The organism is Corynebacterium sp. LaCa_205, from assembly GCF_057458085.1.
Genome location: NZ_CP190931.1, coordinates 836,629 through 860,571 on the forward strand (window position 1 = coordinate 836,629; position 23,943 = coordinate 860,571).

Sequence of the window (23,943 nt, forward strand, 5' to 3'; positions counted from 1 at the left end):
ATGACTCGCGTTGCTGCGATTGATTGCGGAACAAATTCGATTCGCCTGCTCATCTCTGAAGTTCAAGATGATGGCAAGGTCCGCGATATTACTCGTACGATGGAAATCATCCGTCTGGGAGAGGGCGTGGATGCCACAGGTGAAATCGCCCCTGCGGCTCTTGACCGTGCACGCGTGGCCCTGGAGGGCTATGTTCGCCAAATGAAGTTTGAAAAGGTCTCCCGGGTGCGGATGGTCGCTACCTCTGCTACTCGCGATGCCAAGAATCAGCAGGAATTCTTCGATATGACCGCTGAGCTGCTCGGCCAAATCCAGCCAGGTGCTCAGGCAGAAGTTGTTTCGGGCGAGGAAGAGGCCCTGTTGTCCTTTAATGGCGCTGTGGCCGATTTAGAGCCGGACCGCGGTCCATTTTGCGTGATTGATCTGGGTGGCGGCTCGACTGAGTTCGTTGTAGGAACGGCGGATGGCGAAATCTTGGGTACTCATTCGGCGCGCATGGGGTGCGTCAGGCTGACCGAGCGCATCATGCGCACCGATCCACCTACCGAATCGGAGATCGAGATCGCTTCGGAGTACGTCGGTGAGCGAACAGCCGAGGTCGAGGACATAGTACCTATTTCTAAGGCTCGTACCATCGTCGGCTGTGCGGGCACTTTCACCACACTGTCCGCACTGGCGCAAGGCCTCGAGCGTTACGATGCCGATGCCATTCACGGCTCTGAGTTCCGTTTCGGTGCCCTGCGCGTGCTCTTGCAGCAGCTTATTGCCCTGCCTTCCGACGTCCGCGCCCTCAACCCCGTCATTCACCCCGGCCGTGCCGATGTCATCGGCGGTGGGGCAGTAGCCGTGGAAGGTATCATGCAACTAATCGAGCGAAATTGCGCTGCGCGTAGTTTCTTCATTAGTGAAAAGGACATTCTCGACGGCATTATTGCAGGTCTCGCTGCAGAGGGTACCCCTCGTTAACTCTTGCGGGGGAAGGTAGCCTAAAATATTCCTTGCCTTGCCCCCATAGCCCAATCGGCAGAGGCAGTCGACTTAAAATCGATTCAGTGTGGGTTCGAGTCCCACTGGGGGCACCGTGTGAAGTCTCGAGACATCGTTCCTATGGTGTCTCGAGATTTTGTTTTGGTAAGTCTCCACAGCCTTTATGCGGAAACTGTTCGCAAAACTTTTAGCTACATGGAAAGACTGCGGAACTTTATAGGGCGGTGTCTCGTTGAACAGGATGAGATAGCTAAATTGCACCTCTCTTAGAAAGGACAACCGTGCGTTCAAGCAATCCGGTAATGAGTTCTCTGACCGAAAATAGTACCCGCCAAAATTCTGGATACGGGGACGAAGCTGCTCGTCCAATGACCGTGGATGACGTCGTCACCAAGACAGGCATCACCCTCGGCGTCATCATCGTCGCCGCAGCCATCAATTTTGGGCTGGGAATGGTAAATCCAGGTATTGCCATGGCATTGACTCTGGTCGGTGGCATCGGTGGCTTCATTACTGTGCTGGTTGCTTCTTTTGGCAAGAAGTGGGGTTCTGCTGCGGTCACACTGATTTACGCCGTATTTGAGGGACTATTCGTTGGTGGCTTCTCCTTCATGTTTGCCAATGTGAACTTCCAAGGTGAAGGCGGAATGGCAATCATCGGCCAGGCAATCGTTGGAACCATTGGTGTATTCATCGGCATGTTGATCGTGTACAAGACCGGTGCAGTTAAGGTGACCCCGAAATTCACCAAGATCCTCTTCGGCTTGGTCGCCGGAGTTGCTGTCATGGCGTTGGTTAACTTCTTGGGCGCAATCTTCTTCGACTTCAACCCTTTGCGTGATGGCGGCCCGATTGCCATTATCTTTTCACTTGTTTGCATCGTTCTTGGTGCGCTGTCCTTCCTGACTGACTTTGATCAGGCTGACCGTATGATCCGTGCCGGCGCTCCCGCTAGCAATGCTTGGGGCGTAGCTCTCGGCCTCGCTGTGACCTTGGTCTGGCTCTACACTGAGATTCTTCGTCTCTTGAGCTATTTCCAGCGAGACTAATCAGCTTTTCACGTAGGCCCGCACTGAGATGCGGGCCTTTTTGCTGCCATAAAACGCTTACAAGCGTGTAATTAGTGGGGTAGTTCGGGGGATAAAGTGAGGGTTTAGGCTTTATTTGGTCTAGAAGGGTGGTCTCAGGAGTAGTACAGCTAATAAGCAGGAAACTTCGCCTTTTAGGCGTTATGGATGTGACATATGGGGCGAATAATTTTGTTAAATCGCCGTTAACCTTCTTGGTTGCGTAGAAAATTCGTGGAGTTCCGTGCATGCTGTGTACCGGAACAGGAAAACGAAGTGAAGAGTTCTCTTCTTCACTATCTTGTTCCTCTCGTCAGAAAGTGAGTGCGCGAAGGATTGTTGTGAAGCGTCAGGTAACCGTAGCAACGTTGATGGTCAGTAGCTCCGTTGTGCTGGGTAGCTGCGTTGCGGACATCGGTACGAGGAGCGCGTCAGAGGAAACCACGAATGTGGACGAAACTGGCGGCATTAGTTCGGCCGACGGTGCAGGGGGAACCAACGGGGACCTGGGGGATGACGCGGACAGCAATCGGGGGGAATCGGCACGCACCGACGGTGAGAAAAATGTGAAAGGCGCCGGCCAATCGGGGGAGGCCGGCGCCACGGGGTCGGGGGAATCTTCCGGCGTCCTACCGCCACTGGGGGAATTCGACCCGACTCAGCCAGGGTTCCAAGTGTTCGATCCATGTGTAGAGATTTCGGAAGCCAAATTGCAAGAGCTTGGGCTGGAACGCTATGAGGACCCGGATATTGCGGAGTCTGGTCATAAGGGGTGTAGCTACAAAGCAATTTCTGAGGAGACAGTTCTTTCCATCAGTTCTACTTACGAACCATTTGATGATTCGAAAGTAAATCCAAATTTGGTGGTAGAAACTACAGATAGCGAATTGTCTGGAGTTGTAATTCAGCGGGGAGAAATTTTCCCGGAGCTCGCGTGCAGTGCAACGCTATCTACTGTGCGAGGAGTGGTTACGGTTTCAGCGAATAGCTTTGGAAACACCGAAAGTAGCGCTTGCGAAAAAGCTGGAAAAGTGACGAAAGATTTAATTTAACTGAAATTCGGGGGAATAAATGAAAATTAATGTTGCTAATGTAAGCAGAAATATAAATCAAATTGAGCGGTTGAATCAAGGCATTGCTGGCAACAATATTGCTGCTGAAAGCCCTCTAACCGGCAGCTTTTCTTCGGTGACTGGAATCGATCATGTTGGTGCAATTCATGAGCGAGTTTTGAGTTCGGATCCTGGATCTGCTCGGAATTCCATTTCCAGCTTTGTTAAACAGCTTGATTGGCTTTCTGATTCTTTGGGGAGGGAAGCACGTGGCTTTCAGGCGCAGGAGGACGCGAATAGCAGGGGAATGGAGATTGCGGATGCGGGTGGGGACATAGGCATTGAGTCTATGCCGATTATGAACCAGCCGGAGCCAGGGTACAGTCCCTTCGGGTTTTCTATGCCGGTGGTGAATGTGGGTACAGACATCGTGAAGCTTGCGACGGACCTGATGTCGACACAGATTTGGAATGTGTCGGAGGCAAATGCGCGGTGGAGCTCATTGGCGTCGGAAGTCGACGATATTGTCAGCGGGTTAGAAGAAGCAGCCGGGTCTTTGGAAAGCGAGAATGATAGCGAGGCTACGTCGAGGGCTGCGGCGAAGATTCGGGAGGTGGCGGCGTCGGGAAGCCATTTTGTGGCAAATGCAAAGGTCATGGGGGAGAAGCTAACCGGATTCCATGCCAAGCTCATGGGGATGCAGCCGGCGGCGATGGCTATGGCTATGGAAGTGATGGCAATCCCAGAACCGGTGGAGCGTGAAATTGCGGAAAAGGCCGCATTGGCCATGCTGCAACCAGACCTGCAGCGGTTCGCCATAGAGGCCATGCCTTACCAGCATGCATTGATGGAGCGATCGCCGGCGTCGGGAGGCGGAGGCGTCGATGCGGGACTCGTCGGAGTAGAAGGTGATGGTCAGCGCTACACTACCGAAGCAGTGGTGTGGCCGAAAAAGATTGCTGAGGCGATTGCGCGAGGCGATTTGGGCCCCGGAAACTTTGACGTTGTCAATGGAAACGTGAACGGGTTGGATGCTGTGGGGATGAGCCCGCAGGAAATCAGCGATTTTCACCAGCAGATGCATACTAGTGGCAGAAATGCGCTGGAAGGGCTGGGGCTGGGAGAACAAGTAACCATTGGGGGCAACGAAGTATCCACCCAAGGGGCATCGATGCCGGGGGCTGTCGCAGCGAATGGGGTGATGGGGCAGGTTCCTAGTGGCACAGCACATCCCGTTGGTGCTGGACTGAGTACGGGGGCGCTCAACGGTAGCGGCCCGGTTGCGCCACCAGCTAATGCGCATTCCGCGAGCGGGAGTATGGCACCGATGATGGCATCCGGAAGGCCTGCAGATGCCGGTCGCGGTGCTCTTGGTAAGCAACAGCCACTGCGTGGTGGGTTCGGAGCCGGCCCGGGAATCTTAAGCAGTAGCGCCGATATAAGGCATGCCGGAAGAGGTGCGCAACTGGGCCAAAGCCTTGGACGCGGAACTGGCGCGGCAATTTCCTACGCTGGAGTTGGTTCGCGCGCAGGTCTTGGCGCCAGTACAGGAACCGTAGGAGGACCCGGTATGCGTGCCGGTGCGGGCGGCAGCCTTGGTATTGGAACCGGAAGCGGCGAAAACAGCGCGGCAACGCGCGGGGGCAATGCCGGTCGTTCTACTGGCGGGGCGCGGGCTTATGGCCCGATGATGGGGATGCGCGGTAAGGATAGTGAGAAAAAGCGCGTAAAGTCCGTGACTACGCAGGTCGAAAGGGACCCCAATAAACGCGACCTATTAGGCGAGCCGCCCGCTGTAGTGCCCGGCGTAATCGGGGACTGGGTGCGGGAAGTAAACGTGGAAAAATAACATGAAAAAGGGCCGAGGAAACCCTCGGCCCTTCCGTCTTTTTTACTGCTGCGGCAGCTCGGTGGCGGTACCATTCAGGTGCGGCTGTGCTGGCTCCTCAGGGACACCGGACTCAACTACAGGCTGCTGCTCTTGAACAACGGACTCAGGTGCGGAAGAGCTGGTGTCAGCGTCCTTTTGCATTGGGGCCTCACCAGTGAAGGTAGAAGCATTTTCTACCTTGGAATCAGAGTCCTGCTGGTTGGGCGGGTGGCAAGCAGCGAGGGAGAGGCCGGCGGTGAAGACGAGACCAGCGGCAGCGTAACGGGAGAACTTCTTCATGGGGATATGCTCTTTCTCCAAAGTGGTAATTGGCTTAAAGTTTAGGACTCGCGCGGAGTAGCGGCCTTAGCAGAATCATACGGCGCAGCGGATTCGATGGTGACCGAAATGGTCTTGCCATTCGGAGCGGTGTACTCGCGGGTCTCACCTTCCTGCGCGCCGAGGATGGCAGCGCCCAGTGGCGACTGCTCCGAATAGGTTTCCAAATCCTTGTTGTCAGAAGCAGCGGCGCGGGTACCGATGAGGAAGGTCTCCTTATCGTCCTTGTCACCGTTGTAGTAAACGTGAACTACGGAACCAGTGTGGGCTACACCCTCCTGAACAGCACCGCGCTCGGTGGTGGCATTCGCGAGAACCTCAGAGATCTGCTTGATGCGGGCCTCTTCCTGGTCCTGCATTTCACGAGCAGCATCGTAACCGGCGTTCTCCTTGAGGTCGCCTTCCTCACGGCGCTCGTTGATCTCAGCCGCGACTACTGGGCGATGATCGATAAGCTCCTGCAGCTCGGCCTCGAGCTTCGCCTTGGTTTCTGGGGTGATGTACTGCTTTTGCTGCTCAGCCATTCTGCAACCTTCCGTAGATAGGAATTGTGGTCAAAGCCCCTAGTTGTCCCTGGGGCCATAAGTAAAAGTGGAACTAGGCAAATGCCCAGTTCTAGGCGCTACAAATCCTAGCACACGCGGCTAGCGGCTTTCCGCGTAGTCAGGGTTATCCATATCCAAGTATTCGGGGATATTGCCAGAGCAACCATAAGCGCCGCCTGCGACGGCGCGGGCGTTGGTCGGGACGTCAACAGCGATACGCTGGGTTTCATTTCCGCCAGCGGGAACAGGAAACTCGCGTCGGCCTACTTCGGACTTGGAATAATCAAAGGCTTGGACAATGCAATAAGCCTCCTCATCGGTGTGGTTGCGGGTGACGTCGACCCAGACGCGGGTGGTGTCATCGCTCAATACCTCTTGGGTCACGATGGAAACCTGCGCGTTCACGCGCTCCTTTTGTTGAAAGTACCGGAAGCCAAAGAAGATGAGCGCGATAAAAATGGCGATAAAGATCAGCACCAGCGCCTTATTAGTCCAGCTACCTGAGTTCTTTTCAGAAGGCCCCCGAGAGCCATAGCGGGCGGCTGAGCGAGATTTTCCGGCGGAAGTCATGCTTCCCACTCTAGCCGAGGACCACTGTTTTCCAATTATCTACTAGGATAATCATCTGTTCAAAGAACCTAGATTTATAAGGGGATGGATTTTCAGTGAGCGATTTTCGCCTACTAGCTATCCACGCGCACCCGGACGATGAGTCTTCCAAGGGGGCTGCAACCACCGCGCGCTATGCCGCAGAAGGCAACGAGGTTTTGGTGCTGACCTGTACCGGCGGCGAGCGCGGCGATGTGATTAACCCCGCCATGGACCGCCCTGGGATCAAGGAACATATGGGCGAGGTTCGTCGGGAAGAAATGGCTAAAGCTGCGCGTGCGCTAGGCGTGCACCATCGCTGGCTGGGCTACGTCGACTCCGGTTTGCCGGATCCGGTTGAAGGCAAGTCTATGGAAGAGCTGCTACCGGAGGGCTGCTTCGCGTTGCAGGGAGACGACACCGTTGCGCAGGAATTTGTCCAGGTGATCCGCGAGTTTCGCCCACACGTCATCATCACCTATGACGAAAATGGCGGGTATCCGCACCCAGATCATTTGATGGTGCATAGGGCCTCGATGATTGCGTGGGAAAAGGCCGACGATGCCGAGTATCACCCAGAGTTGGGTGAGGCGTGGACGCCGCTAAAGCTGTACTACTCGCATGGCTTCGTCTATCAGCGCATGAAGATGTTCCATGATTTGCTCTTGGAGGAGGGCAAAACTAGCCCCTATGGGCCGATGCTGGCGCGCTGGGACACCGCGTTTGGAGATATCATGGCGCGTGTAACGACCCAGGTGGAATGCGCAGACTATTTCAGCAATCGCGAAGAGGCTCTGCGTGCGCATGCCACGCAGATTGATCCGGCTGGTGCTTTCTTGGCGACGTCGGTGGAGGTACAGCAACGCCTGTGGCCCACCGAGGAGTTTGAGCTGGCGAAAACCCGCGTTTCTACCTCCTTGCCAGAAAACAACCTTTTTGCAGGCATCGAAGAAAAAGAGGAGGCTTAAGACATGAGCGTGTATGGCTCTTTCGTTCTAGCCGCAAATGATGCATTTGTACTTGCTCAAGGCACCCAGGGCGCCGAAGGCGGTCCAATGGGTCCTGAATTTGGCAAAGCTTCGCCCATCGGCTTGCTGATCTTGGCCCTAATGGGAGTTGCAGTGTTAATCGCGGGATGGAATTTTCACCGCCGTTACTCACGCTTCCGCCGCCGCATGATGTTTGCGGAAGACCACGGTATCGATCCATTTGATGAGGAAGCCGTGGATGAGGCGATGAAAGAAGCTGGCATTTACGATAACCGCAAAAAGTCCATTTTCTAGGCGGATAGACTAATGAGCGTGAGTTCTCTCAAACAGCTGGCTTACCCGGTTTATGAAGCCCGTCTGGCGCGCCTTATTAAAGGCAAGCCGCAGCCCAAACACATTGCCATCATGGCCGATGGCAATCGCCGGTGGGCGCGCGAGGCTGGTTTTACCGATATCAGCCACGGTCACCGCCAAGGCGCGAAGAAAATTGGAGAGATGATCTCATGGTGCAGCGATACCGATATCGAAGTAGTCACCATCTATTTGCTGTCCACGGAGAATCTAAAGCGCAGCGAACAAGAAGTAGAGCTGCTCTTTGACATCATCTCGGATGTGGTTACGCACCTATCCCACAGCGATGTCGGTTGCCAAGTCCGCCTTGTCGGCCACCTTGATCTGCTCCCGGATGATATTCGCCAGCGCATGGTGGCGGCGGCAGCGGAAACTAAGGACAATACCGGAGTCATCGTCAATGTGGCAGTGGGATATGGCGGACGCCAAGAAATCGTAGACGCAGTGCAGAACTTGGTGCGCGCGGAAGCCGAGAAGGGAACCTCTGCTGCGGAGATGGCGGATCGCGTTACCGCGGATTCCATTGGCGAGCACCTGTACACTAAGGGGCTTCCGGACCCAGACCTGGTTATCCGTACCTCTGGTGAACAACGACTTTCGGGCTTTCTCCTATGGCAGGCCGCGTACTCGGAGATCTGGTTTACAGATACCTACTGGCCGGCATTCCGCAAGGTGGATTTTCTCCGTGCCCTGCGGGACTATTCCCAACGTTCGCGCCGCTTTGGTAAATAAGCGCTAGAGCTTGCGCATCCGCACTTGTTCCACCAAGTGATGCGAGCCCTTTTTGAGTACGAGGGAGGCTCGTATGCGGGTGGGCAGGATATTTTCTACGAGGTTGGGCAGGTTGATGGACTGCCAAATTTCACGGGCTTGGGCGCGCGCTTCCTCATCGTCCATATCTGCAAAGGCAGAGAAGTGGGCATTAGGTTCGCGGAAAGCGGTGTGGCGCAGGGTGAGGAAGCGATTAATATACCACTGCTCGATATCATCGGTGCGGGCATCAACGTAGACTGAAAAGTCAAAGAGATCCGCCACGGTGAGCGTAGGGCTTGTTTGCAACACATTGAGACCCTCTAGGATCAGGATGTCAGGTTGATGGACTTCCTGGTATTTTCCGTCCACGATGTCATAGCTGATATGCGAATACAGTGGAGCCTTGACCAGTGGCTTTCCTGATTTTACGTCGGTGACAAAGCGGAGCAATGCGCGCCGGTCATAGGATTCCGGAAATCCCTTGCGCTGCATGAGACCGCGTTCTTTTAAGGTCTTGGTGGGGAAGAGGAAGCCGTCGGTAGTAACGAGCGCGACCTCGGGGTGAGAATCCCAACGCTGCAGCAGCACCTGTAGGAGACGGGCAGTGGTGGATTTTCCTACCGCCACCGAACCTGCCACGCCGATGACAAACGGAACGTGCGTTGGAGGATTTCCTAAGAAGGATTCAGTAGCTGAGGTGAGCTGCTGGCGCGCTGTGACCTGCATGTGGATAAGGCGGGAGAGAGGGAGGTAGACATCAGCCACCTCATCTAGGTCAATGCGGTCTCCTAGGCCGCGAAGTTTTTCAACCTCGGTCTCCGTGAGCACCTGGGGCATGGATTTACGCAAACCACGCCAGGTCTCGCGGTCAAAATCTAGGTAGGGACTCGAATCCAATGTGCGCGCCATGGCTCTATTGTCGCACTTGCCTAATCCATGGGTAAAAGTATGCCCCCTTCGGGTGCTGGGCACGATAAGATATGCAGCAGCCCATACCGCTTGATATTGAGAAGGGGACCACACTTTATGGCTTCTTTTACCTCTGACCTCCGCGACCTTGACCCGGACGTATTCGGCGCTATCCAGGGAGAGATTTCCCGCCAGCGCGAAACTCTGGAAATGATCGCTTCTGAGAACTTTGTGCCTCGCGCCGTGCTCCAGGCGCAGGGCTCCGTGCTCACCAATAAGTACGCTGAAGGCTACCCAGGCCGCCGCTACTACGGAGGCTGCGAGCATGTCGACGTCGTGGAGGACCTGGCTCGTAACCGCGCGAAGGAGCTTTTTGGCGCGGAATTCGCCAATGTTCAGCCACACTCCGGTGCGCAGGCGAACGCTGCGGTGCTGTCCACCATTGCTGAGCCAGGAGACAAGATTTTGGGCTTGTCCCTCGCTCACGGCGGTCACCTGACTCACGGCATGAAGTTGAACTTCTCCGGCAAGCTTTATGATGTTGCCGCCTACGAGGTGGACCCAGAGACCATGCGCGTGGACATGGATAAGCTGCGGGAGCAAGCGCTGAAAGAGAAGCCAAAGGTTATTATTGGTGGCTGGTCTGCTTACCCGCGCACCATGGATTTTGCGGCCTTCCGTGAAATTGCTGATGAGGTCGGCGCTTACCTATGGGTAGATATGGCTCACTTCGCTGGCCTCGTGGCCGCCGGCCTGCACCCGAGCCCGGTGCCGCACGCTGATATCGTGTCCACCACCGTGCACAAAACCCTGGGTGGCCCACGCTCCGGCATGATTTTGGCCAAGCAGGAGTATGCCAAGAAGATCAATTCCAACGTCTTCCCAGGGCAGCAGGGCGGACCGCTGATGCACGTAGTCGCTGCGAAGGCCATTGCCATGAAGATTGCCGCGACCGAGGAGTTTAAGGAGCGCCAAGAGCGCACCTTGGAGGGTGCTCGCATTCTGGCGGAGCGCCTTACCGCGGAGGATGCTAAGGCGGCTGGCGTGGACGTGCTCACCGGCGGCACCGACGTGCACTTGGTCTTGGCTGACCTGCGAAATTCCGAGTTGGATGGCCAGCAGGCAGAGGATCTGCTGCATGAAGTAGGCATCACTGTTAACCGCAATGCCGTCCCGAATGACCCTCGTCCGCCGATGGTCACGTCTGGCCTGCGCATTGGTACCTCTGCGCTGGCAACCCGCGGTTTGGATGCTGAGGCCTTTACCGAGGTCGCAGATATCATCGGCACCGCCTTGGTACAGGGCAAGAACGCCGATGTGGAGGCCCTCCGCGCACGCGTGGACAAGATTGCCCAGCACTACCCGCTGTATGAGGGCCTCGAGGACTGGAAGCTGGTCTAGTCCTTTACCTCATGTCCACGGGCCTGCGCCATGGTGGCGCGGGCCTGCTGGAGCCATTCTGGTTGCTCTTGGAGGAGCTGATTGATTTCCGCTGTGGTTAGCGGCTTATCCATATCGTTTTTCTTGAGCGCGGTAACGGAGATGCCCAGCTTATGGGCGACTTCCGGGCGGGGGTGAGGACCCTCGCGACGCAAGGTTTGCAGCCACTCGGGCGGGTTATGCTGCAATTCGCGCAGCTCTTCGTGGCTAATGGCACTATTTTGAAACTCGTCCGGCGCAGCGGGCAGGTAGATGCCAAGCTTCTTCGCTGCGGTCTGGGCACGCATGGCGGTGCCGGATGGTTGCTTATGTTCTTCAGTCACGTAATTACCGTAGCACTTTCAGTAGACTGTCCTCTATGCTGCGCTTAGCTTTTGCCACCGGTACGGAGCCTGGAAAGTGGTTCCGCCGATTCGAAGAAAATACTGCTCATGGTGGTTTATACACCGTTGATGCAGACGATGCGCTAGCTCCGCTGCTAGGTGGAGAGGTGGATGTGGCCCTCGCGCGTCTGCCGGATGCCCGCGTGGATGACTCCTTTCATGTGGTGCGCCTTTATAAAGAGGCTCCAGGAATTGCGGTTCCGAAGGACTCGGTCTATGCCGAAGTAGGCGAGGAACTCACGCTTGCCGACGTCGCAGATGAACACCTCAACTACCGCCTCGCCGATTCCGGGCTCGTTGATGTCCCCGCGGTCCGCGATGCCCTCCAAGTGGTGGCAGCCAATGTGGGAATCGCGATTGCACCGCGCCCCCTGCTCAAGGTGCTCAGCAAGAAACAGGTGGTGCCACTCGGGCTAAAGGATGAGTCCGTGCCGGTGACGGAGATTGCGCTGGTATGGCGCAAGGAGGATGACGGAGAGGCAATTCAGGACTTCGTGGGCGTCGCCAAGGGCCGCACCGCACGGTCCTCACGGCAGGAGAAACCGAAGCGAAGCGCCAGGGAAAAGGCGAGGGCTAAGCAAGCGCGAAGAAACGTTAACAATTCGTTACAAAATAAAAAGAAGGCTTTTAAGCAGCGCAAACGGAGGTAGTACTTTAGTATTTGCTGTCTGCTTCCTGTCCGTGTGGGTGGCGCCCGCTGGGTGGTGTCATTATGGTGGGCTTCGTTCGTCATGAAGGGCGATTTAATAAAAATTAGAATTAACTTACTTTCTTGATGAAAGGATGATGCAGAAATGCAGAAGATGACTCGTCGTATCGTAGGTGGCTTTGCTGCCGCAACCCTGTCCGTTGCTCTCGTAGCTTGCTCCGATGCCGAGGATGCAGCTAACGACGCTAAGGACACCGCCGGTTCCGTAGCAGCTGATGCTTCCGACGCTGCTGGCTCCGCCGTTGATGAAGCTACCTCCGAAAAGGATAAGGACGCGGAATCCTCCGAGTCTGAGGATGCTGATGGTTCCGAGTCTGAGGATGCTGATTCCAAGGACGGCGACACCAAGACCGTCTCCACCGCCAATGGCGACCAGGAGGTTCCGGCAGCTCTGGCGTCTGCCATCGAGGAGAAGAAGGCTGAGTGGGGCGACGTACAGAGCGTAGAGTCCTCCGATAAGGGTTCTTTGGCAACCTTCGATGGCGGCAACCTGCTGGCTATGGCTAAGGATGGCGATGAGGCTCAGCCAATCGTCGGCAAGATCGCTGAAACCTGGAAGGAGCAGGGCGGTCTGGACGCAGAGGTAGGCCTGCCTAAGGCTGCCGAGGAGAAGGCTACTGAGGGCAAGGGCTGGACCCAGCAGTTCGACAATGGCGTTATCTCCTGGCTCCAGGATGAGAGCGGCAAGTTCACCTCTTCCGTAGAGAAGTAAAAAGCTCTTTTTGAGGTAATCCCTTCGCAGCATCTGCTGCGGAGGGATTTTTCGTTTTCTTAAAGTTCATCTTGCACCCATGTAATTTCAACCTTCGGTGCCTACGTTGGGTGGCAACCCCGGAATTTGGGGCTATACGGAAGAAGTTTGATCTACCGCATTTCAAGGGAGAACCCTGCCACCATGACTCGTCCCTCTGTACTTTCTACTCCGCTTGCCACAACCGATAACACCGTCGCTACCAAGACTTATGTAGTGGATACCTCGGTCTTGCTTTCTGACCCTTGGGCTCTGCGCAAATTCGCAGAGCACGATGTGGTCCTTCCCGTTGTGGTTATCTCTGAACTGGAAGGAAAACGTCATCACCCAGAGCTTGGCTGGTTCGCCCGCCAAGCTCTTCGCTTTTTGGAGGAACTGCGCGCTACCTATGAGGCGCTAGACCAGCCGGTCCCCGTGAACGTAGATGGCGGCACCCTGCGCGTGGAATTGAACCATCAAGACCAATCCTTGTTGCCCCCTGCCTTCCGTGGCCCAGAGGGGGACCACCGTATCCTGGCCTGCGCCCTCAACCTTGCACACGAAGGTAAAGATACCGTGCTAGTCACCAAGGACGTGCCACTGCGCGTGAAAGCCGGCGCAGTGGGTGTACAGGCGGATGAGTACCACGCCCAGGATGTGGTTCTGACCGGCTATACCGGAATGGCAACCGTGCAAACCAGCTCGGATGTCATCGACGCCCTCTACCGTGATGGGGAAGTCATGCTAGACGGCATTCACACTGAAAAGGGCACTGCCGTGGAGGAGCTACCAGTCCATTGCGGACTTACCCTAGTAGCGGGAGCGCAGTCCGCGCTGGGGCGCATCACCGCGGAAGGTGTGGTGGAGCTCGTGCGCGGCGATAGCAATGCCTTCGGCCTGCAAGGACGCTCCGCGGAGCAGCGCATAGCTTTGGACTTGCTGATGGATCCAAATATCGGAATCGTCTCCATTGGCGGACGCGCCGGCACTGGTAAATCGGCACTCGCCCTGTGCGCCGGATTGGAAGCTGTACTCGAGCGCGGCGAACACCGCCGTATCGTAGTCTTCCGCCCGATGTATGCGGTAGGTGGGCAGTCGTTGGGCTACCTTCCGGGCACCGAATCGGACAAGATGAACCCATGGGCGCAGGCAGTCTATGACACTTTGGAAGGCTTGGTGTCTGAAAATGTAATGGATGAAGTACATGAGCGCGGCCTGATTGAGGTCTTGCCCTTGACGCATATTCGCGGCCGCTCCCTGCATGATGCCTTCGTTATTGTGGACGAGGCACAGTCCTTGGAGCGCAATGTTTTGCTGACCGTGCTTTCTCGGCTAGGCAAGGGCTCGCGGGTGGTGCTCACCCATGACGTAGCGCAGCGCGACAACCTGCGCGTGGGCCGCCACGATGGCGTCCAGGCAGTGATTGAAAAGCTCAAGGGGCACGAGCTATTTGCGCATATTACGCTCCAGCGCTCTGAGCGTTCCGCCATTGCGGAGCTCGTCACCGACCTGCTGGAAGGTGGCGATTAGGCCAGACATGTTCGCGTATGGCGATCGTGATGTGTACAGCGTGGCGAAGCTGGGCATTGCCCAGTAATAATGTTGAATATGAGCGAGAACGCCAAGCAGACGTCTTCGGACGAAAAGAAGAAGGATTTCCGCATCCGCCCCTTTACCGCGGCGGACTATCCCCAGATGCGAGAGATCTATGAACAGGGACTCAATACTGGGCACGCCACCTACGAGACCCGTTCCCTGACCTTTGAAGAATTCAAAGCCGGCAAAATCATGCCCTCGGTGCATGTGGCTGTTGAAGCCGATGATGATTCGAAGGTCTTGGGATGGGTGTCTGCGGCGCCGGTATCTACCCGCACCGTCTTCCACGGAGTAGTGGAGGATTCTATTTACTTGGGCTCCGAGGCGCAGGGCCGCGGCATCGGCGGCGCACTTTTGGATCGCTTGATTGAGGTATGTAAGGACCTGCACAAGTGGGCTATCCACTCGTGGATCTTCCCTGAAAACGCCGGTTCTGCGGGGCTGCATAAGTCCCGTGGATTCGTGAAGGTGGGCACTTACTCTCACATGGCGAAGATGACCTACGGCGAGCTTGCGGGCCAGTGGCGAGATACCGATGTGTACGAGCTGCTTTTGCCCAAGCCGGAGGAAAAGAAGCGTTAGCTTTTCCCAGCGCACAGGAATAAAGTTAAGAGAGTATTCGTACGCTATCTCTCTAAGGCTTTTAAACGTCTGTGCGTACTCGTGCCCTTGCTTTGTCCACCGTTGCGGCTATGACGGCAGGGGCGCTTTCTGTTCCTACAGCGGGAGCCGTGTCCTATCCCTCCGCAGGCTCGGTGCCTGTTGCCCAGTTGGACATCACCCAGGTTGATGGTGGTGTGGCCTATGTGTTTGCCACTCCTGAGCTACAGTCCCATATCGAGACGGTGACCCGCCAGTTGCATGAGTTGCGCGCCAAGTCCTGGGATGCCAATCTTCCGTTTGCTGGTGCTAGGCTTCGCGACGTCGCACCGGACCGCACCGCATATATCAACGGCATATCCTGGAGCAGGGGATTGGAACACTCCGCGATGCAGCGCGCTGCGGAGGAAAACTACGATTTTGATCATCGCCGTGGAGACGGGGAGGAGCCGTGGACGGTAAAGTCCGGCGCCTTTTTTCGCAGAAAACCTCACCACTTCACCGATGGAACGCGCCATTGCTAACTGGTCTACTGATGGCGGTTCTGGCAGCGAGTGGAATCAGCTCATTCGCTCTAACGGTTCCTATTCTGACGGTGCGGGGCATATTTACAGCCTGCTTAACCCAGCCAACCACTATTTTGCCCAGGCACAGGTTGGCAGCACGACGGCCGGCCAATTATTCCGAGCACGCGGTGTCGGGCGCCCCAGAGCGCCTCGAAGGACGGCACGCATTTCCCATTGCGGTACCGGAAGCCGCACGGGCAAGCGCGGCTACGTTTTAGCGGCGGTACCCATGTGGGCGATTCCGGCAGCATTGGTCTCAGCATTGCGGGATGGGACGGTGCCCGGTTAGGGGGTGCCGGGGTCATCGCTAACCTCGTCCGATCCGGAGGTTCTGGCGGTGCATTCTGACGGCACATATGAGGCTTTGCAGGAAGGCACGGCCGAGGTGCGTATTACTCCATACCTGCTGCGCAACGGGGAAACTCGCCCGGCTGGAGAAGCACTGAACCAGACGGTAGCGGCAGTGGCGGAGGATCGAGCGCCGGCGCGGCTATCGGCATCATTGCCGCCATCGTTGCCATTTTGGGAATTGGGTCCCAAGTTCTGCGGCAGATGGGTTTCTGGCAATAAAAAATACCCCGCCGAGAGCGGGGCGTGTGGGGCGCTACATCGTAGGAACGTCCCAGGGGCCGAACCAGCGCTGCGCCGATGAGCGCATGTTATCGCTCAAGCGGCTAAAGCGCGGGATCGGGATACCGTGTGCGCGGGCTAAGGAAACTAGATAGTCCCTAGTGCGCCATACCTCGATGGGGTTGGCATGAACATCCAATGCCGCCTGCAGGCCGCCAGGAGCATAGCCGAGGGCGGATTCAATGGGGGCGTCGGCAAGTGGGAGTGCATCGCGCAAGGCATGCAGCTCTTGGCTTGTAGCCTCAGTTTCTGCAGGTGTGAGCGACATTAGTCAATGGTTTCCTTCAGTCGCTCCTCGCGCAGAGGCAGGAGGAGAAGGAGCGCGACGATGACCAACGGAACCATCAGAGCGATAACCGGGGTCAGGCCGTCATTATAGGAATTGAGGATTGCTTCCTCGATTGGCTTGGGGAAGGACGCGACCAAATCTGGGGTGAGGCTATTGGCACCGCCGTCGGCATTGCCAAACTTTTCTGCATAGGCGGCGCCCTCAGGGCCCATCTTTTGGAAGGCTTCTGGCATGCGGGTGGCCATCTCATCCTTCATATTGTGGATGAACATGGAGCCAACCAGGGAAGCACCCAGTGCGGAACCGATTTGGCGGAAGAAGTTATTCGCCGCGGTAGCGGTACCCACCTGGGACAGTGGGAAGGAGTTCTGGACGATGAGCACGAGGACCTGGATAACCATGCCCAGGCCGATGCCGAAGACCAAGAACTCGCAGCCCAGCTGCTTCAGGGAAGTCTCTACGGTCAGGTGAGACATCCAGAACAATGCACCAGCGGTAATGGCTAGGCCGATGATGGGGTAGACCTTGTAGTGGCCGGTGCGGGCAATGATGAAGCCCACGCCAGTGGAGGTGCCGATAAGGCCCACCATCATCGGGATCATCATCAGACCCGCCTTGGTTGGGGTCAGGGTGTGCACCATCTGCAAGTAAGTAGGCATGTAGCCCAGAACACCGAACATTGCCAGGCCCAGCACCACGCCGGACAGAGTAGTAAGGGCCATGTTGCGGTTCTTGAACAGGCGAACTGGAATGAGCGGTTCCTTGGCGCGCAGCTCCACCAGGATGGTGATGATGGCGCCAATGATGGTGATGGCACCTAAGGTGAGGATCATGGACGAGCCCCACTCGTACTCGGTGCCGCCCCAGGTGGTCATGAGGATAAGGGACGCGGTGGTGATGGCGATGAAGGTTGCGCCGAGCCAGTCGAAGCGCTTCATGTCGGCTTCACCGACGCGCAGGTGCAGCACCAAGGTGCACACGATGATGGCGAGGATGCCAAGCGGGATGTTCATCCACATGCCCCAGCGCCACCCCGGACCGTCGGTGAACCAGCCGCCGAGGACGGGGCCGAGGACGGAAGACAGGCCAAAGACGCCGCCCATGATGCCCATGAACTTGCCGCGCTCACGGGAGGAGGTGACCTCGGCGATGATGGATTGCGAAGAGATCATCATGAATCCAGCGCCAAAGCCTTGCACGGCGCGGGCGATAATCAGCAGCGACATGGAGTTGGCAAAGCCACCGAGGGTGGATCCCACGACGAAGGTGGCGATACCCCCAATGTAGAGCCACTTGCGGCCCAACATGTCACCCAGCTTGCCGGAGATAGGCATGGCGATGGTCATGGTGACAAGGAAGGCGGAGATGACCCAACTCATGTGGTCGACGCCGCCGAGCTCACCAACGATGGTTGGAAGAGCAGAAGAGAAGATCATTTGGCCCAAGGAGCTCATCAGCATGGTGAGCATTAGGGCCGAGAAAATAAGCCCGAGGTTATCGGCGCGGGACTGGCCCTGTGAGGGGGCCTTAGCAGCCGTATCTACCATCGCATTCCTTTCATAAAGTCTGTTATTAGCGTGAGGGAAGTATCGAGACGCGCGCCGAGGTCTAGGCTGCAATCTGCATCCGGGGATGCCATCGCCAACCACAGTGCCTCACGGACGAGGCCGGCGATGAGCATCGCCTCGGTGCTAGAAGAGCAGCTGTCAAGGACGCGAAGCTCCGGCTCTTTGTTAAGGCGCTCTTCAATGAGATCGATGAGCTCAATGGATTTTGCTCGCTTCCGGCTTATTGCCGCCGCAGCTGCATCTGGATCATTGGAGATGCGTTTGCGGCGATCCCGGATAGTCGGGTTGATGTGGTGGCCTTCCATATGCCGTCTGACCAACTGGAGGACGAGGTCTACCATGCTGGTCGTTGGCTCATTAAGGAAGAGTTCCCGCATCTCTTCCGTAAACTCGGTGCTTGGAGCGCCCAAAACGGCGGATTCCTTGGAATCGAAGTAATTGAAGAAGGTGCGCCGAGAAATACCGGCTACTTCGCAGATCCGCTCAATGGTGACTGCGCTAAAGGACTGTTCATCCACCAGTTTTGTGGCGGCATCCTCTATGCGCAGGCGCGTCTCGAGACGTTTCTGCTCGCGTAGTGATAGTTCTTCTTGCACGTCATGCAACGTTACACTCGGTGCAAACTTGCACCAAGTGCAAAAAGGGTGATTTTAGAGGTGCATCCTTCTTTATGTGAGATGTGCCATTGCTCTTGCCGACGTCCCCCTTACCCCAGGCATGCGAAACCCCGCCCGGGTCCTGCCCGGGCGGGGTAGCGGTGCGGCGGATACTTAGAAGTTATCGCGGTCGCGGTTAGTCATGCTCAGCACATCGAGGCGCTTATCCAGCTCTTCCTCGGTGAGGTTTTCGCCATCGACAAAGCCCAAATCAATGACGGCCTGGCGAACAGTGATCTTCTCATGCAAGGCATGCTTGGCGGCCTTGGCCGCGTTCTCGTAACCAATAGCAGAGTTGAGCGGGGTCACGATGGAAGTGGAAGACTCCGCAAAGTGCTTCATGCGCTCCTCGTTGGCCTCGATGTGATCGATGCACTTATCGGCGAAGACGCGGGAGGCATTGGATAGCAGGCGAGCGGACTCGAGCACGTTGCGCGCCATCATCGGGATGAAAACGTTTAGCTCGAAGTGGCCCTGGGCGCCGCCGAAGGCAACTGCGGCGTCATTGCCCACCACCTGGCCGGATACCATGGTGACGGCCTCCGGAATGACCGGGTTGACCTTACCCGGCATGATGGAAGAACCTGGCTGCAGGTCCTTCAGGTGAATCTCTGCCAGTCCGGTCAGTGGGCCAGAGCCCATCATGCGGAGGTCATTAGCAATCTTATTAAGGGACACAGCAACCGCGCGCATGGCGCCGGAGAACTCTACCAAGCCATCGCGGGCGGCCTGTGCCTCAAAGTGGTTCTCTGCTTCCTTTAGTTCCGCAACACCGGTGAGCTTCTTGAGCTCTTCGGTGACCTTAGCGCCAAAGGCCGCAGAGGTATTCAGGCCGGTGCCGGTGGCGGTACCGCCGATGGCCAGCTCGCCCAAGCGTGGCAGGGTGGCCTCGATGCGCTCGATGGCCAGCTCGATCTGGCGTGCGTAGCCACCGAATTCTTGACCGAGGGTAACCGGGGTGGCGTCCATCAAGTGGGTACGGCCCGCCTTGACCACGTCGGCGAATTCCTTGGCCTTCTTGCTCAGGGACTCGTGCAGAACCTTCAAGCCCGGAATGAGGTCATTAACGGCGGCCTCAGTAGCGGCAACGTGGGTGGCGGTGGGGAAAGTGTCATTAGAGGACTGGCCCATATTCACGTGGTCATTCGGGTGAATCTCCACGCCATTCTGGTGTGCCAAGGAGGCGATAACCTCATTGGTATTCATATTGGACGAGGTGCCCGAACCAGTCTGGAAAACGTCGATAGGGAAAGCATCATTGTGCTTGCCCTCGGCGATTTCAGTAGCGGCGGCGATAATGGCATCGGCCTTGTCCGCGTCCAACTTGCCGGAATCCTTATTTACCTGAGCACAAGCTGCCTTAAGGAGGCCAAGTGCGCGAATCTGCGCATTTTCGAGGCCACGGCCGGAGATAGGGAAGTTGTCCACTGCGCGCTGGGTCTGTGCGCGCCACAGGGCATCTGCAGGAACCTTTACTTCGCCCATGGTGTCATGTTCGATGCGGTATTCAGTCATGTGAAGATCACCTCAGTTAATTGGGTAGTGTGTGCTTTCCAGTATGGCGGAGATCTACCAGGAGGGCCGCCTTCGGGGGTGCCCCCTAGTTTTTGGTCGGGGTGGTGTAATCCACTACGGAATATTCCTGCAGCTTGGATAGCTTATGGATGGAGTCGATGTAGCGGATGGTGCCGGACTTGGAACGCATAACCAGTGAGCGGGTAGTAGCGCCGGAATTGCGGTAGGAAACACCGCGCAGCATGTCACCATTGGTCACGCCGGTGGCAGCGAAGTAGCAGTTTTCGGAGGAGACCAAGTCAGTGGTCTTAAGGACGCGGTCCAAATCGTGGCCTGCTGCGCGGGCCTTTTCTGCTTCCTCTTCATCCTTTGGCCACAGCTTGCCCTGGATTTCGCCGCCCATGCAGCGCATAGCGCAGGCGGTGATGATGCCTTCTGGGGTGCCGCCGATGCCCATCATCATGTCGATGGAATTGGAATCCTGGCAGGTGGCGATGGCGCCTGCAACGTCGCCATCCATAATGAGGCGCACCTTTGCGCCGGCGGCGCGAATTTCAGAGATGAGCTGCTCGTGGCGCGGGCGGTCAAGGACCACGACGGTCAGATCTTCCGGGCGGATATTCTTCGCCTTGGCCACGGAGTTGATGTTCCACTCCACTGACTCGTTGATGTCGATAGCGCCGACTGCTTCTGGGCCAACAGCAATCTTTTCCATGTAGAAGACTGCGGAAGGGTCATACATGGTTCCGCGCTCTGCGGCCGCGATGACGGAGATAGCGTTGGGGCGGCCTTCTGCCATCAAACGAGTTCCGTCAACGGGGTCCACGGCGATATCCATGGCGGCGCCCTCGCCGGTGCCTACCTCTTCGCCGTTAAATAGCATAGGGGCCTCATCTTTTTCGCCCTCACCAATGACAACGACGCCGTTCATTGCAACGGAGTTGATGAGCTTACGCATGGCGTCGACCGCCGCGCCATCGCCCTCATTCTTCTGGCCGCGGCCTACCCAACGGCCGGATGCGAGCGCTGCTGCCTCAGTGACACGGACCAGTTCCATCGCCAGGTTGCGGTCAGGAAGATAAGACGTATTTTCGGACATGTGTAGTGGTTGCCTTCCATAGTTTTCTCATCGAGGGGTGTTCCCCTTGATGCTCTACCTTTCCATTCTCGCACTTTTTTGCTCTAATGGGTCTGATTTTGCGCCCCATTTGTGGGGGATTCATCAAACTTTCGGGGGAGAATGGGCCGTGTGGCTTTTTGGAAGCACACCGTGCGATACTAAGGCGCGTGGCTGCAGAAGAAAGACCAAAGATTTTTGAAGGCGCGAAGGATATCTCCCTGTCCCTCGCCGTCGTGGTGATCATGATGCTGCTGGCCGTAGGAGCGACCGGCCTATGCTCGATCAATTCCGAAACTCAACAGGGAGCGGTGCAGGAAGTGGATGAACAAACCTTCCTTGAAACCCAAGCTCGCGCAGGAATTGGCGCTATTCGCAATCCTGATATGCCAGAGGGCTGGGAGGCTAATGCTGCCCGCCGCGTTGATATGGGAGGAGAAAACGCCACCGTGGTCAGCTGGGTGACCGCTGACCAAGGGTTTGTGGAGTCTACTCAGACACAGGTGGCGGCCGATGATGCGGGTAAGGAATACGACGCCAACTACCGCGGCATCGAATCTGCCCGTGAGGTCAAAGGGCACCAAGTGCGGGTACTAGAAAGTGATGACGACTCCGTGCGCCGCCTGTGGGTGACAGATTTGGGCGACGCCCGCCTCATTATCTCCGGTGCCGCAGACGATAGCGATTTTGAGGCTGCTACCGCTGCGTTTATCGACGCCGCACCTATAGCCGAAAAATAACCTCGCCCAATCCTTCTGCCGCAGCGGTGGCGCTAAGACCGTCGCCGGCCTGGGCAATGACCTCTGCGAGGGATTCCTCATCTAAGCCGCTAAGGCGCGTCTTTCCTACAAAAACATCGATGCGCTCACGCTGGGAACGCTGCGGATAAATAGCGATTTCGCGTACCTTATCGCCTGTAAAGCGCAGCACCACGGATTGGGAGAAATAGCTCACCTCGTCATCATCGCGGGTATGTGCTGGGCCAAAGAATTCCTCTACGAATTCCCGGGAGTCTCCCGCCATGATGGAACCGGCGGCCGCAGACCTCGACACAAAATCCACCCGCTCACCTGGATACCCATAAATCTGCACTACTCGTCTCCTTCTGCGTCTGCTTTTTCGGCCCTCTCGAGCGCTGCTTCAACGCGCTTTGCTGCGCCGTCGAGATGTGCCTCGCACGTTCGGGCAAGGGCCTCGCCGCGCTCCCAATACTTCAATGACTCATCCAAGCCCATCTGCCCGAGCTCTAAGATCTTTACGGTTTCAATGAGCTCGTCTCGGGCTTGCTCATAACTCAATTTTTCTACTGGGGTAAAAGCATCCTGGCCTGGTTGACCGGTGCCAATGGTGTCCTCTGACATTGTTTTCTCCTTGTTCGGTGATTAATCGGCGGCCTGGGAGGCCATAGAAACAGCGGTAATAGACCCATCGCCCACGCGGATGCGCAGTTGCGCGCCGGGAGGGGATTGCTCATAAGAGGTGACAACTTCGGGGCCGGAGCCATCTTTGGGTACCACTTGGACGATGGAATACCCGCGGGCGAGAGTAGCTGAAGGTCCCAAAGCTGAAACGCGAGCACGCAGCGACTCCACGTGGCGGGTCTCGCGTTCTACCATGACCTCAATTTCCCGGCGCATGGTGGCACGAGTCCGCTCTATTTCCTCGCGGCGCGTACGAATGGGGGTCATGGGGTCTGCCATGACGGGCCGGGAACGAATATTGTCCAGGCCGCGTCGCTCCCTTTCCACCCAGCCGCGCAAGGCGGCAGCCATCCGGGAGCGTGCCTCTGCGATAACGGCACGCTCCTCGGCCACGGAGGGGACGACGCGCTTTGCGGCGTCGGTAGGCGTGGCAGCGCGCAGATCCGCGACGTTATCGAGCACCGGGCTATCCGGCTCATGGCCGATGGCGGAGACCACCGGAGTGCCAGCAGCCGCGACCGCGCGTTGCAGCGCTTCTTCTGAGAAGGGAAGCAGGTCTTCTACAGAGCCACCACCGCGGGCGATGATGATGACGTCTACCTCTGGATCCGCATCTAGCTGCTGGAGGGCATCGATAACCTCTGGAACGGTATTCGCACCTTGAACCGCGGTATTGAGAACTCGGAATTGTACCGCTGGCCAGCGATCATGAGCTACCGCCATCACATCTCGCTCCGCGGCCGAACCGCGGCCGGTAATCAGCCCGATTTTGTGCGGTAGGTAAGGCAGTGGCCGCTTGCGAGCAGGATCAAAAAGTCCCTCTGCCGAAAGCTGCTGGCGCAATTTCTCAATGCGCGCGAGTAGATCACCTATGCCCACATGACGAATCTCCGTGGTCCACAGTGAAAAAGAACCGCGGCCGGCATAAAAAGCCGGCTTGCCATGGACAATGACGCGGTCGCCGTCTTTTAGCGGTGCTGACAATGACTGCAACATTGATGATGGGCAGGTCAGCTGCACGGACTTTTCCTGCTGTACATCACGCAGCGTGAGATAGGACAGCTTCCAGGTGGGTTTGAAATTAATTTGGGTTAATTGACCCTCTACCCACAGGTAGCCCAGGCGCTCGATCCAGCCCTTGACTTGGTCGTTGACTTTACCAACGGGCCAGGGAGTATCCGGAGTATTTGCCGGTTGATTCACACAGCCTCCCTTTCTTCAGTCTGCCGTATTCTTCCGCCTAGTTTAGGGGCCAGCGCAGATGATTGCCCCG

General features: G+C 56.9%; 29 protein-coding genes and 1 tRNA gene. 16 read left to right on the forward strand and 14 right to left on the reverse strand.

Features of this window, described 5'->3' with window-relative positions; translation table 11 throughout:
- The 5 genes from ACP8J1_RS04140 to ACP8J1_RS04160 all read left to right on the forward strand — a co-directional run bounded on the left by ACP8J1_RS04140 (position 1) and on the right by ACP8J1_RS04160 (position 4,955).
- On the forward strand, positions 1–966 hold the full coding sequence (locus tag ACP8J1_RS04140; protein WP_486697156.1) for a Ppx/GppA phosphatase family protein: 966 nt from the start codon (positions 1–3) through the stop codon (positions 964–966).
- A gap of 39 nt (positions 967–1,005) precedes the next feature.
- Positions 1,006–1,079, forward strand: a tRNA-Leu gene (locus tag ACP8J1_RS04145).
- A gap of 189 nt (positions 1,080–1,268) precedes the next feature.
- On the forward strand, positions 1,269–2,036 hold the full coding sequence (locus tag ACP8J1_RS04150; RefSeq protein ID WP_023021902.1) for a Bax inhibitor-1/YccA family protein: 768 nt from the start codon (positions 1,269–1,271) through the stop codon (positions 2,034–2,036).
- 359 nt (positions 2,037–2,395) lie between these two features.
- Positions 2,396–3,106, forward strand: coding sequence for a DUF3558 family protein (locus ACP8J1_RS04155; protein WP_023021901.1), 711 nt, complete (start codon positions 2,396–2,398; stop codon positions 3,104–3,106).
- A gap of 19 nt (positions 3,107–3,125) precedes the next feature.
- Positions 3,126–4,955: a hypothetical protein gene (locus tag ACP8J1_RS04160; protein WP_023021900.1), complete on the forward strand. Its 1,830-nt coding sequence runs from the start codon at positions 3,126–3,128 to the stop codon at positions 4,953–4,955.
- Positions 4,956–4,997: 42 nt separating this feature from the next.
- Here ACP8J1_RS04160 and ACP8J1_RS04165 read toward each other — a convergent pair whose 3' ends face one another.
- From ACP8J1_RS04165 to ACP8J1_RS04175, 3 genes are all read right to left on the reverse strand, one after another.
- Positions 4,998–5,276 carry a hypothetical protein gene (locus ACP8J1_RS04165; RefSeq protein WP_023021899.1) on the reverse strand — a complete coding sequence of 93 codons (279 nt, stop codon included), beginning with the start codon at positions 5,274–5,276 and terminating at the stop codon, positions 4,998–5,000.
- Between the two features lie 41 nt (positions 5,277–5,317).
- Positions 5,318–5,839, reverse strand: coding sequence for a transcription elongation factor GreA (greA, locus tag ACP8J1_RS04170; protein WP_023021898.1), 522 nt, complete (start codon positions 5,837–5,839; stop codon positions 5,318–5,320).
- A 120-nt stretch (positions 5,840–5,959) separates the two neighbouring features.
- Complete coding sequence (locus ACP8J1_RS04175) at positions 5,960–6,430, reverse strand: DUF4307 domain-containing protein (RefSeq protein WP_023021897.1); 471 nt, start codon at positions 6,428–6,430, stop codon at positions 5,960–5,962.
- 95 nt (positions 6,431–6,525) lie between these two features.
- Here ACP8J1_RS04175 and mca point away from each other — a divergent pair, with 95 nt between their 5' ends.
- The 3 genes from mca to ACP8J1_RS04190 are packed head-to-tail and all read left to right on the forward strand — an operon-like array spanning position 6,526 to position 8,520.
- The gene (gene mca, locus ACP8J1_RS04180; RefSeq protein WP_023021896.1) at positions 6,526–7,416 is read left to right on the forward strand and encodes a mycothiol conjugate amidase Mca; all 891 of its coding nucleotides are present in this window, start codon (positions 6,526–6,528) and stop codon (positions 7,414–7,416) included.
- Positions 7,417–7,419: 3 nt separating this feature from the next.
- A complete protein-coding gene (locus tag ACP8J1_RS04185) occupies positions 7,420–7,731 on the forward strand; it encodes a hypothetical protein (RefSeq protein WP_023021895.1) in 312 nt (103 codons plus the stop codon).
- Between the two features lie 12 nt (positions 7,732–7,743).
- The gene (locus ACP8J1_RS04190) at positions 7,744–8,520 is read left to right on the forward strand and encodes an isoprenyl transferase (RefSeq protein ID WP_023021894.1); all 777 of its coding nucleotides are present in this window, start codon (positions 7,744–7,746) and stop codon (positions 8,518–8,520) included.
- A gap of 3 nt (positions 8,521–8,523) precedes the next feature.
- On the opposite strand, the gene coaA is transcribed toward ACP8J1_RS04190, so the two are convergent.
- Entirely contained in the window at positions 8,524–9,450 is a 927-nt protein-coding gene (coaA, locus tag ACP8J1_RS04195; protein ID WP_023021893.1) for a type I pantothenate kinase, read from the reverse strand.
- Between the two features lie 117 nt (positions 9,451–9,567).
- Here coaA and glyA point away from each other — a divergent pair, with 117 nt between their 5' ends.
- Positions 9,568–10,851, forward strand: a complete 1,284-nt coding sequence (gene glyA, locus ACP8J1_RS04200) for a serine hydroxymethyltransferase (protein ID WP_023021892.1) — start codon at positions 9,568–9,570, stop codon at positions 10,849–10,851.
- Here glyA and ACP8J1_RS04205 read toward each other — a convergent pair.
- Positions 10,848–11,177: a DUF5997 family protein gene (locus ACP8J1_RS04205; RefSeq protein WP_023021891.1), complete on the reverse strand. Its 330-nt coding sequence runs from the start codon at positions 11,175–11,177 to the stop codon at positions 10,848–10,850. The genes glyA and ACP8J1_RS04205 overlap by 4 nt on opposite strands.
- Before the next feature lie 71 nt (positions 11,178–11,248).
- Here ACP8J1_RS04205 and ACP8J1_RS04210 point away from each other — a divergent pair, with 71 nt between their 5' ends.
- From ACP8J1_RS04210 to ACP8J1_RS04235, 6 genes are all read left to right on the forward strand, one after another.
- Positions 11,249–11,923: a LysR family transcriptional regulator substrate-binding protein gene (locus ACP8J1_RS04210; protein WP_023021890.1), complete on the forward strand. Its 675-nt coding sequence runs from the start codon at positions 11,249–11,251 to the stop codon at positions 11,921–11,923.
- 144 nt (positions 11,924–12,067) lie between these two features.
- Entirely contained in the window at positions 12,068–12,694 is a 627-nt protein-coding gene (locus tag ACP8J1_RS04215; protein ID WP_023021889.1) for an LGFP repeat-containing protein, read from the forward strand.
- A 183-nt stretch (positions 12,695–12,877) separates the two neighbouring features.
- The gene (phoH2, locus tag ACP8J1_RS04220) at positions 12,878–14,242 is read left to right on the forward strand and encodes an RNA 5'-3' helicase PhoH2 (protein WP_023021888.1); all 1,365 of its coding nucleotides are present in this window, start codon (positions 12,878–12,880) and stop codon (positions 14,240–14,242) included.
- A gap of 69 nt (positions 14,243–14,311) precedes the next feature.
- On the forward strand, positions 14,312–14,890 hold the full coding sequence (locus ACP8J1_RS04225) for a GNAT family N-acetyltransferase (protein ID WP_023021887.1): 579 nt from the start codon (positions 14,312–14,314) through the stop codon (positions 14,888–14,890).
- A 71-nt stretch (positions 14,891–14,961) separates the two neighbouring features.
- Positions 14,962–15,432 (forward strand): hypothetical protein, encoded by a 471-nt coding sequence (locus ACP8J1_RS04230; RefSeq protein ID WP_023021886.1) that lies wholly within the window; start codon positions 14,962–14,964, stop codon positions 15,430–15,432.
- The gene (locus ACP8J1_RS04235; protein ID WP_023031180.1) at positions 15,413–15,763 is read left to right on the forward strand and encodes a hypothetical protein; all 351 of its coding nucleotides are present in this window, start codon (positions 15,413–15,415) and stop codon (positions 15,761–15,763) included. Before ACP8J1_RS04230 ends, ACP8J1_RS04235 begins: the two co-directional genes overlap by 20 nt.
- On the opposite strand, the gene ACP8J1_RS04240 is transcribed toward ACP8J1_RS04235, so the two are convergent.
- The 6 genes from ACP8J1_RS04240 to glpX all read right to left on the reverse strand — a co-directional run bounded on the left by ACP8J1_RS04240 (position 15,760) and on the right by glpX (position 21,231).
- Positions 15,760–16,041 carry a hypothetical protein gene (locus ACP8J1_RS04240; protein WP_232218748.1) on the reverse strand — a complete coding sequence of 94 codons (282 nt, stop codon included), beginning with the start codon at positions 16,039–16,041 and terminating at the stop codon, positions 15,760–15,762. The two genes, ACP8J1_RS04235 and ACP8J1_RS04240, sit on opposite strands and share 4 nt — an antisense overlap.
- Positions 16,042–16,078: 37 nt before the next feature.
- Positions 16,079–16,372, reverse strand: a complete 294-nt coding sequence (locus ACP8J1_RS04245; protein ID WP_023021885.1) for a DUF2316 family protein — start codon at positions 16,370–16,372, stop codon at positions 16,079–16,081.
- Positions 16,372–17,940 (reverse strand): MDR family MFS transporter, encoded by a 1,569-nt coding sequence (locus ACP8J1_RS04250; protein ID WP_023021884.1) that lies wholly within the window; start codon positions 17,938–17,940, stop codon positions 16,372–16,374. Before ACP8J1_RS04250 ends, ACP8J1_RS04245 begins: the two co-directional genes overlap by 1 nt.
- A complete protein-coding gene (locus tag ACP8J1_RS04255) occupies positions 17,934–18,557 on the reverse strand; it encodes a TetR/AcrR family transcriptional regulator (protein WP_023021883.1) in 624 nt (207 codons plus the stop codon). Before ACP8J1_RS04255 ends, ACP8J1_RS04250 begins: the two co-directional genes overlap by 7 nt.
- Before the next feature lie 174 nt (positions 18,558–18,731).
- Entirely contained in the window at positions 18,732–20,132 is a 1,401-nt protein-coding gene (locus ACP8J1_RS04260; protein WP_023021882.1) for a class II fumarate hydratase, read from the reverse strand.
- An 85-nt stretch (positions 20,133–20,217) separates the two neighbouring features.
- Complete coding sequence (gene glpX / locus ACP8J1_RS04265; protein ID WP_023021881.1) at positions 20,218–21,231, reverse strand: class II fructose-bisphosphatase; 1,014 nt, start codon at positions 21,229–21,231, stop codon at positions 20,218–20,220.
- Between the two features lie 188 nt (positions 21,232–21,419).
- On the opposite strand from glpX, the gene ACP8J1_RS04270 reads away from it, so the two are divergent.
- Positions 21,420–21,989: a DUF4245 domain-containing protein gene (locus ACP8J1_RS04270; protein WP_034656435.1), complete on the forward strand. Its 570-nt coding sequence runs from the start codon at positions 21,420–21,422 to the stop codon at positions 21,987–21,989.
- Here the strand turns inward: ACP8J1_RS04270 and ACP8J1_RS04275 are convergent.
- The 3 genes from ACP8J1_RS04275 to xseA are packed head-to-tail and all read right to left on the reverse strand — an operon-like array spanning position 21,973 to position 23,873.
- Positions 21,973–22,341 (reverse strand): hypothetical protein, encoded by a 369-nt coding sequence (locus tag ACP8J1_RS04275; RefSeq protein WP_023021879.1) that lies wholly within the window; start codon positions 22,339–22,341, stop codon positions 21,973–21,975. The two genes, ACP8J1_RS04270 and ACP8J1_RS04275, sit on opposite strands and share 17 nt — an antisense overlap.
- The gene (locus ACP8J1_RS04280) at positions 22,341–22,610 is read right to left on the reverse strand and encodes an exodeoxyribonuclease VII small subunit (protein WP_023021878.1); all 270 of its coding nucleotides are present in this window, start codon (positions 22,608–22,610) and stop codon (positions 22,341–22,343) included. Before ACP8J1_RS04280 ends, ACP8J1_RS04275 begins: the two co-directional genes overlap by 1 nt.
- 21 nt (positions 22,611–22,631) lie before the next feature.
- Positions 22,632–23,873, reverse strand: coding sequence for an exodeoxyribonuclease VII large subunit (xseA, locus tag ACP8J1_RS04285; protein ID WP_023021877.1), 1,242 nt, complete (start codon positions 23,871–23,873; stop codon positions 22,632–22,634).
- Positions 23,874–23,943 lie beyond the last annotated feature (70 nt).

What these genes read in the sequence shown, in the direction of transcription:
- ACP8J1_RS04140 (WP_486697156.1), top strand. Translation starts at nt 1, where the DNA reads ATGACTCGCGTTGCTGCGATTGATTGCGGAACAAATTCGATTCGCCTG.
- ACP8J1_RS04160 (WP_023021900.1), top strand. Translation starts at nt 3,126, where the DNA reads ATGAAAATTAATGTTGCTAATGTAAGCAGAAATATAAATCAAATTGAG.
- ACP8J1_RS04165 (WP_023021899.1), bottom strand. Translation starts at nt 5,276, where the DNA reads ATGAAGAAGTTCTCCCGTTACGCTGCCGCTGGTCTCGTCTTCACCGCC.
- greA (WP_023021898.1), bottom strand. Translation starts at nt 5,839, where the DNA reads ATGGCTGAGCAGCAAAAGCAGTACATCACCCCAGAAACCAAGGCGAAG.
- ACP8J1_RS04175 (WP_023021897.1), bottom strand. Translation starts at nt 6,430, where the DNA reads ATGACTTCCGCCGGAAAATCTCGCTCAGCCGCCCGCTATGGCTCTCGG.
- ACP8J1_RS04185 (WP_023021895.1), top strand. Translation starts at nt 7,420, where the DNA reads ATGAGCGTGTATGGCTCTTTCGTTCTAGCCGCAAATGATGCATTTGTA.
- ACP8J1_RS04190 (WP_023021894.1), top strand. Translation starts at nt 7,744, where the DNA reads ATGAGCGTGAGTTCTCTCAAACAGCTGGCTTACCCGGTTTATGAAGCC.
- coaA (WP_023021893.1), bottom strand. Translation starts at nt 9,450, where the DNA reads ATGGCGCGCACATTGGATTCGAGTCCCTACCTAGATTTTGACCGCGAG.
- glyA (WP_023021892.1), top strand. Translation starts at nt 9,568, where the DNA reads ATGGCTTCTTTTACCTCTGACCTCCGCGACCTTGACCCGGACGTATTC.
- ACP8J1_RS04205 (WP_023021891.1), bottom strand. Translation starts at nt 11,177, where the DNA reads ATGCGTGCCCAGACCGCAGCGAAGAAGCTTGGCATCTACCTGCCCGCT.
- ACP8J1_RS04210 (WP_023021890.1), top strand. Translation starts at nt 11,249, where the DNA reads ATGCTGCGCTTAGCTTTTGCCACCGGTACGGAGCCTGGAAAGTGGTTC.
- ACP8J1_RS04215 (WP_023021889.1), top strand. Translation starts at nt 12,068, where the DNA reads ATGCAGAAGATGACTCGTCGTATCGTAGGTGGCTTTGCTGCCGCAACC.
- phoH2 (WP_023021888.1), top strand. Translation starts at nt 12,878, where the DNA reads ATGACTCGTCCCTCTGTACTTTCTACTCCGCTTGCCACAACCGATAAC.
- ACP8J1_RS04225 (WP_023021887.1), top strand. Translation starts at nt 14,312, where the DNA reads ATGTTGAATATGAGCGAGAACGCCAAGCAGACGTCTTCGGACGAAAAG.
- ACP8J1_RS04235 (WP_023031180.1), top strand. Translation starts at nt 15,413, where the DNA reads ATGGAACGCGCCATTGCTAACTGGTCTACTGATGGCGGTTCTGGCAGC.
- ACP8J1_RS04245 (WP_023021885.1), bottom strand. Translation starts at nt 16,372, where the DNA reads ATGTCGCTCACACCTGCAGAAACTGAGGCTACAAGCCAAGAGCTGCAT.
- ACP8J1_RS04250 (WP_023021884.1), bottom strand. Translation starts at nt 17,940, where the DNA reads ATGGTAGATACGGCTGCTAAGGCCCCCTCACAGGGCCAGTCCCGCGCC.
- ACP8J1_RS04260 (WP_023021882.1), bottom strand. Translation starts at nt 20,132, where the DNA reads ATGACTGAATACCGCATCGAACATGACACCATGGGCGAAGTAAAGGTT.
- glpX (WP_023021881.1), bottom strand. Translation starts at nt 21,231, where the DNA reads ATGTCCGAAAATACGTCTTATCTTCCTGACCGCAACCTGGCGATGGAA.
- ACP8J1_RS04280 (WP_023021878.1), bottom strand. Translation starts at nt 22,610, where the DNA reads ATGTCAGAGGACACCATTGGCACCGGTCAACCAGGCCAGGATGCTTTT.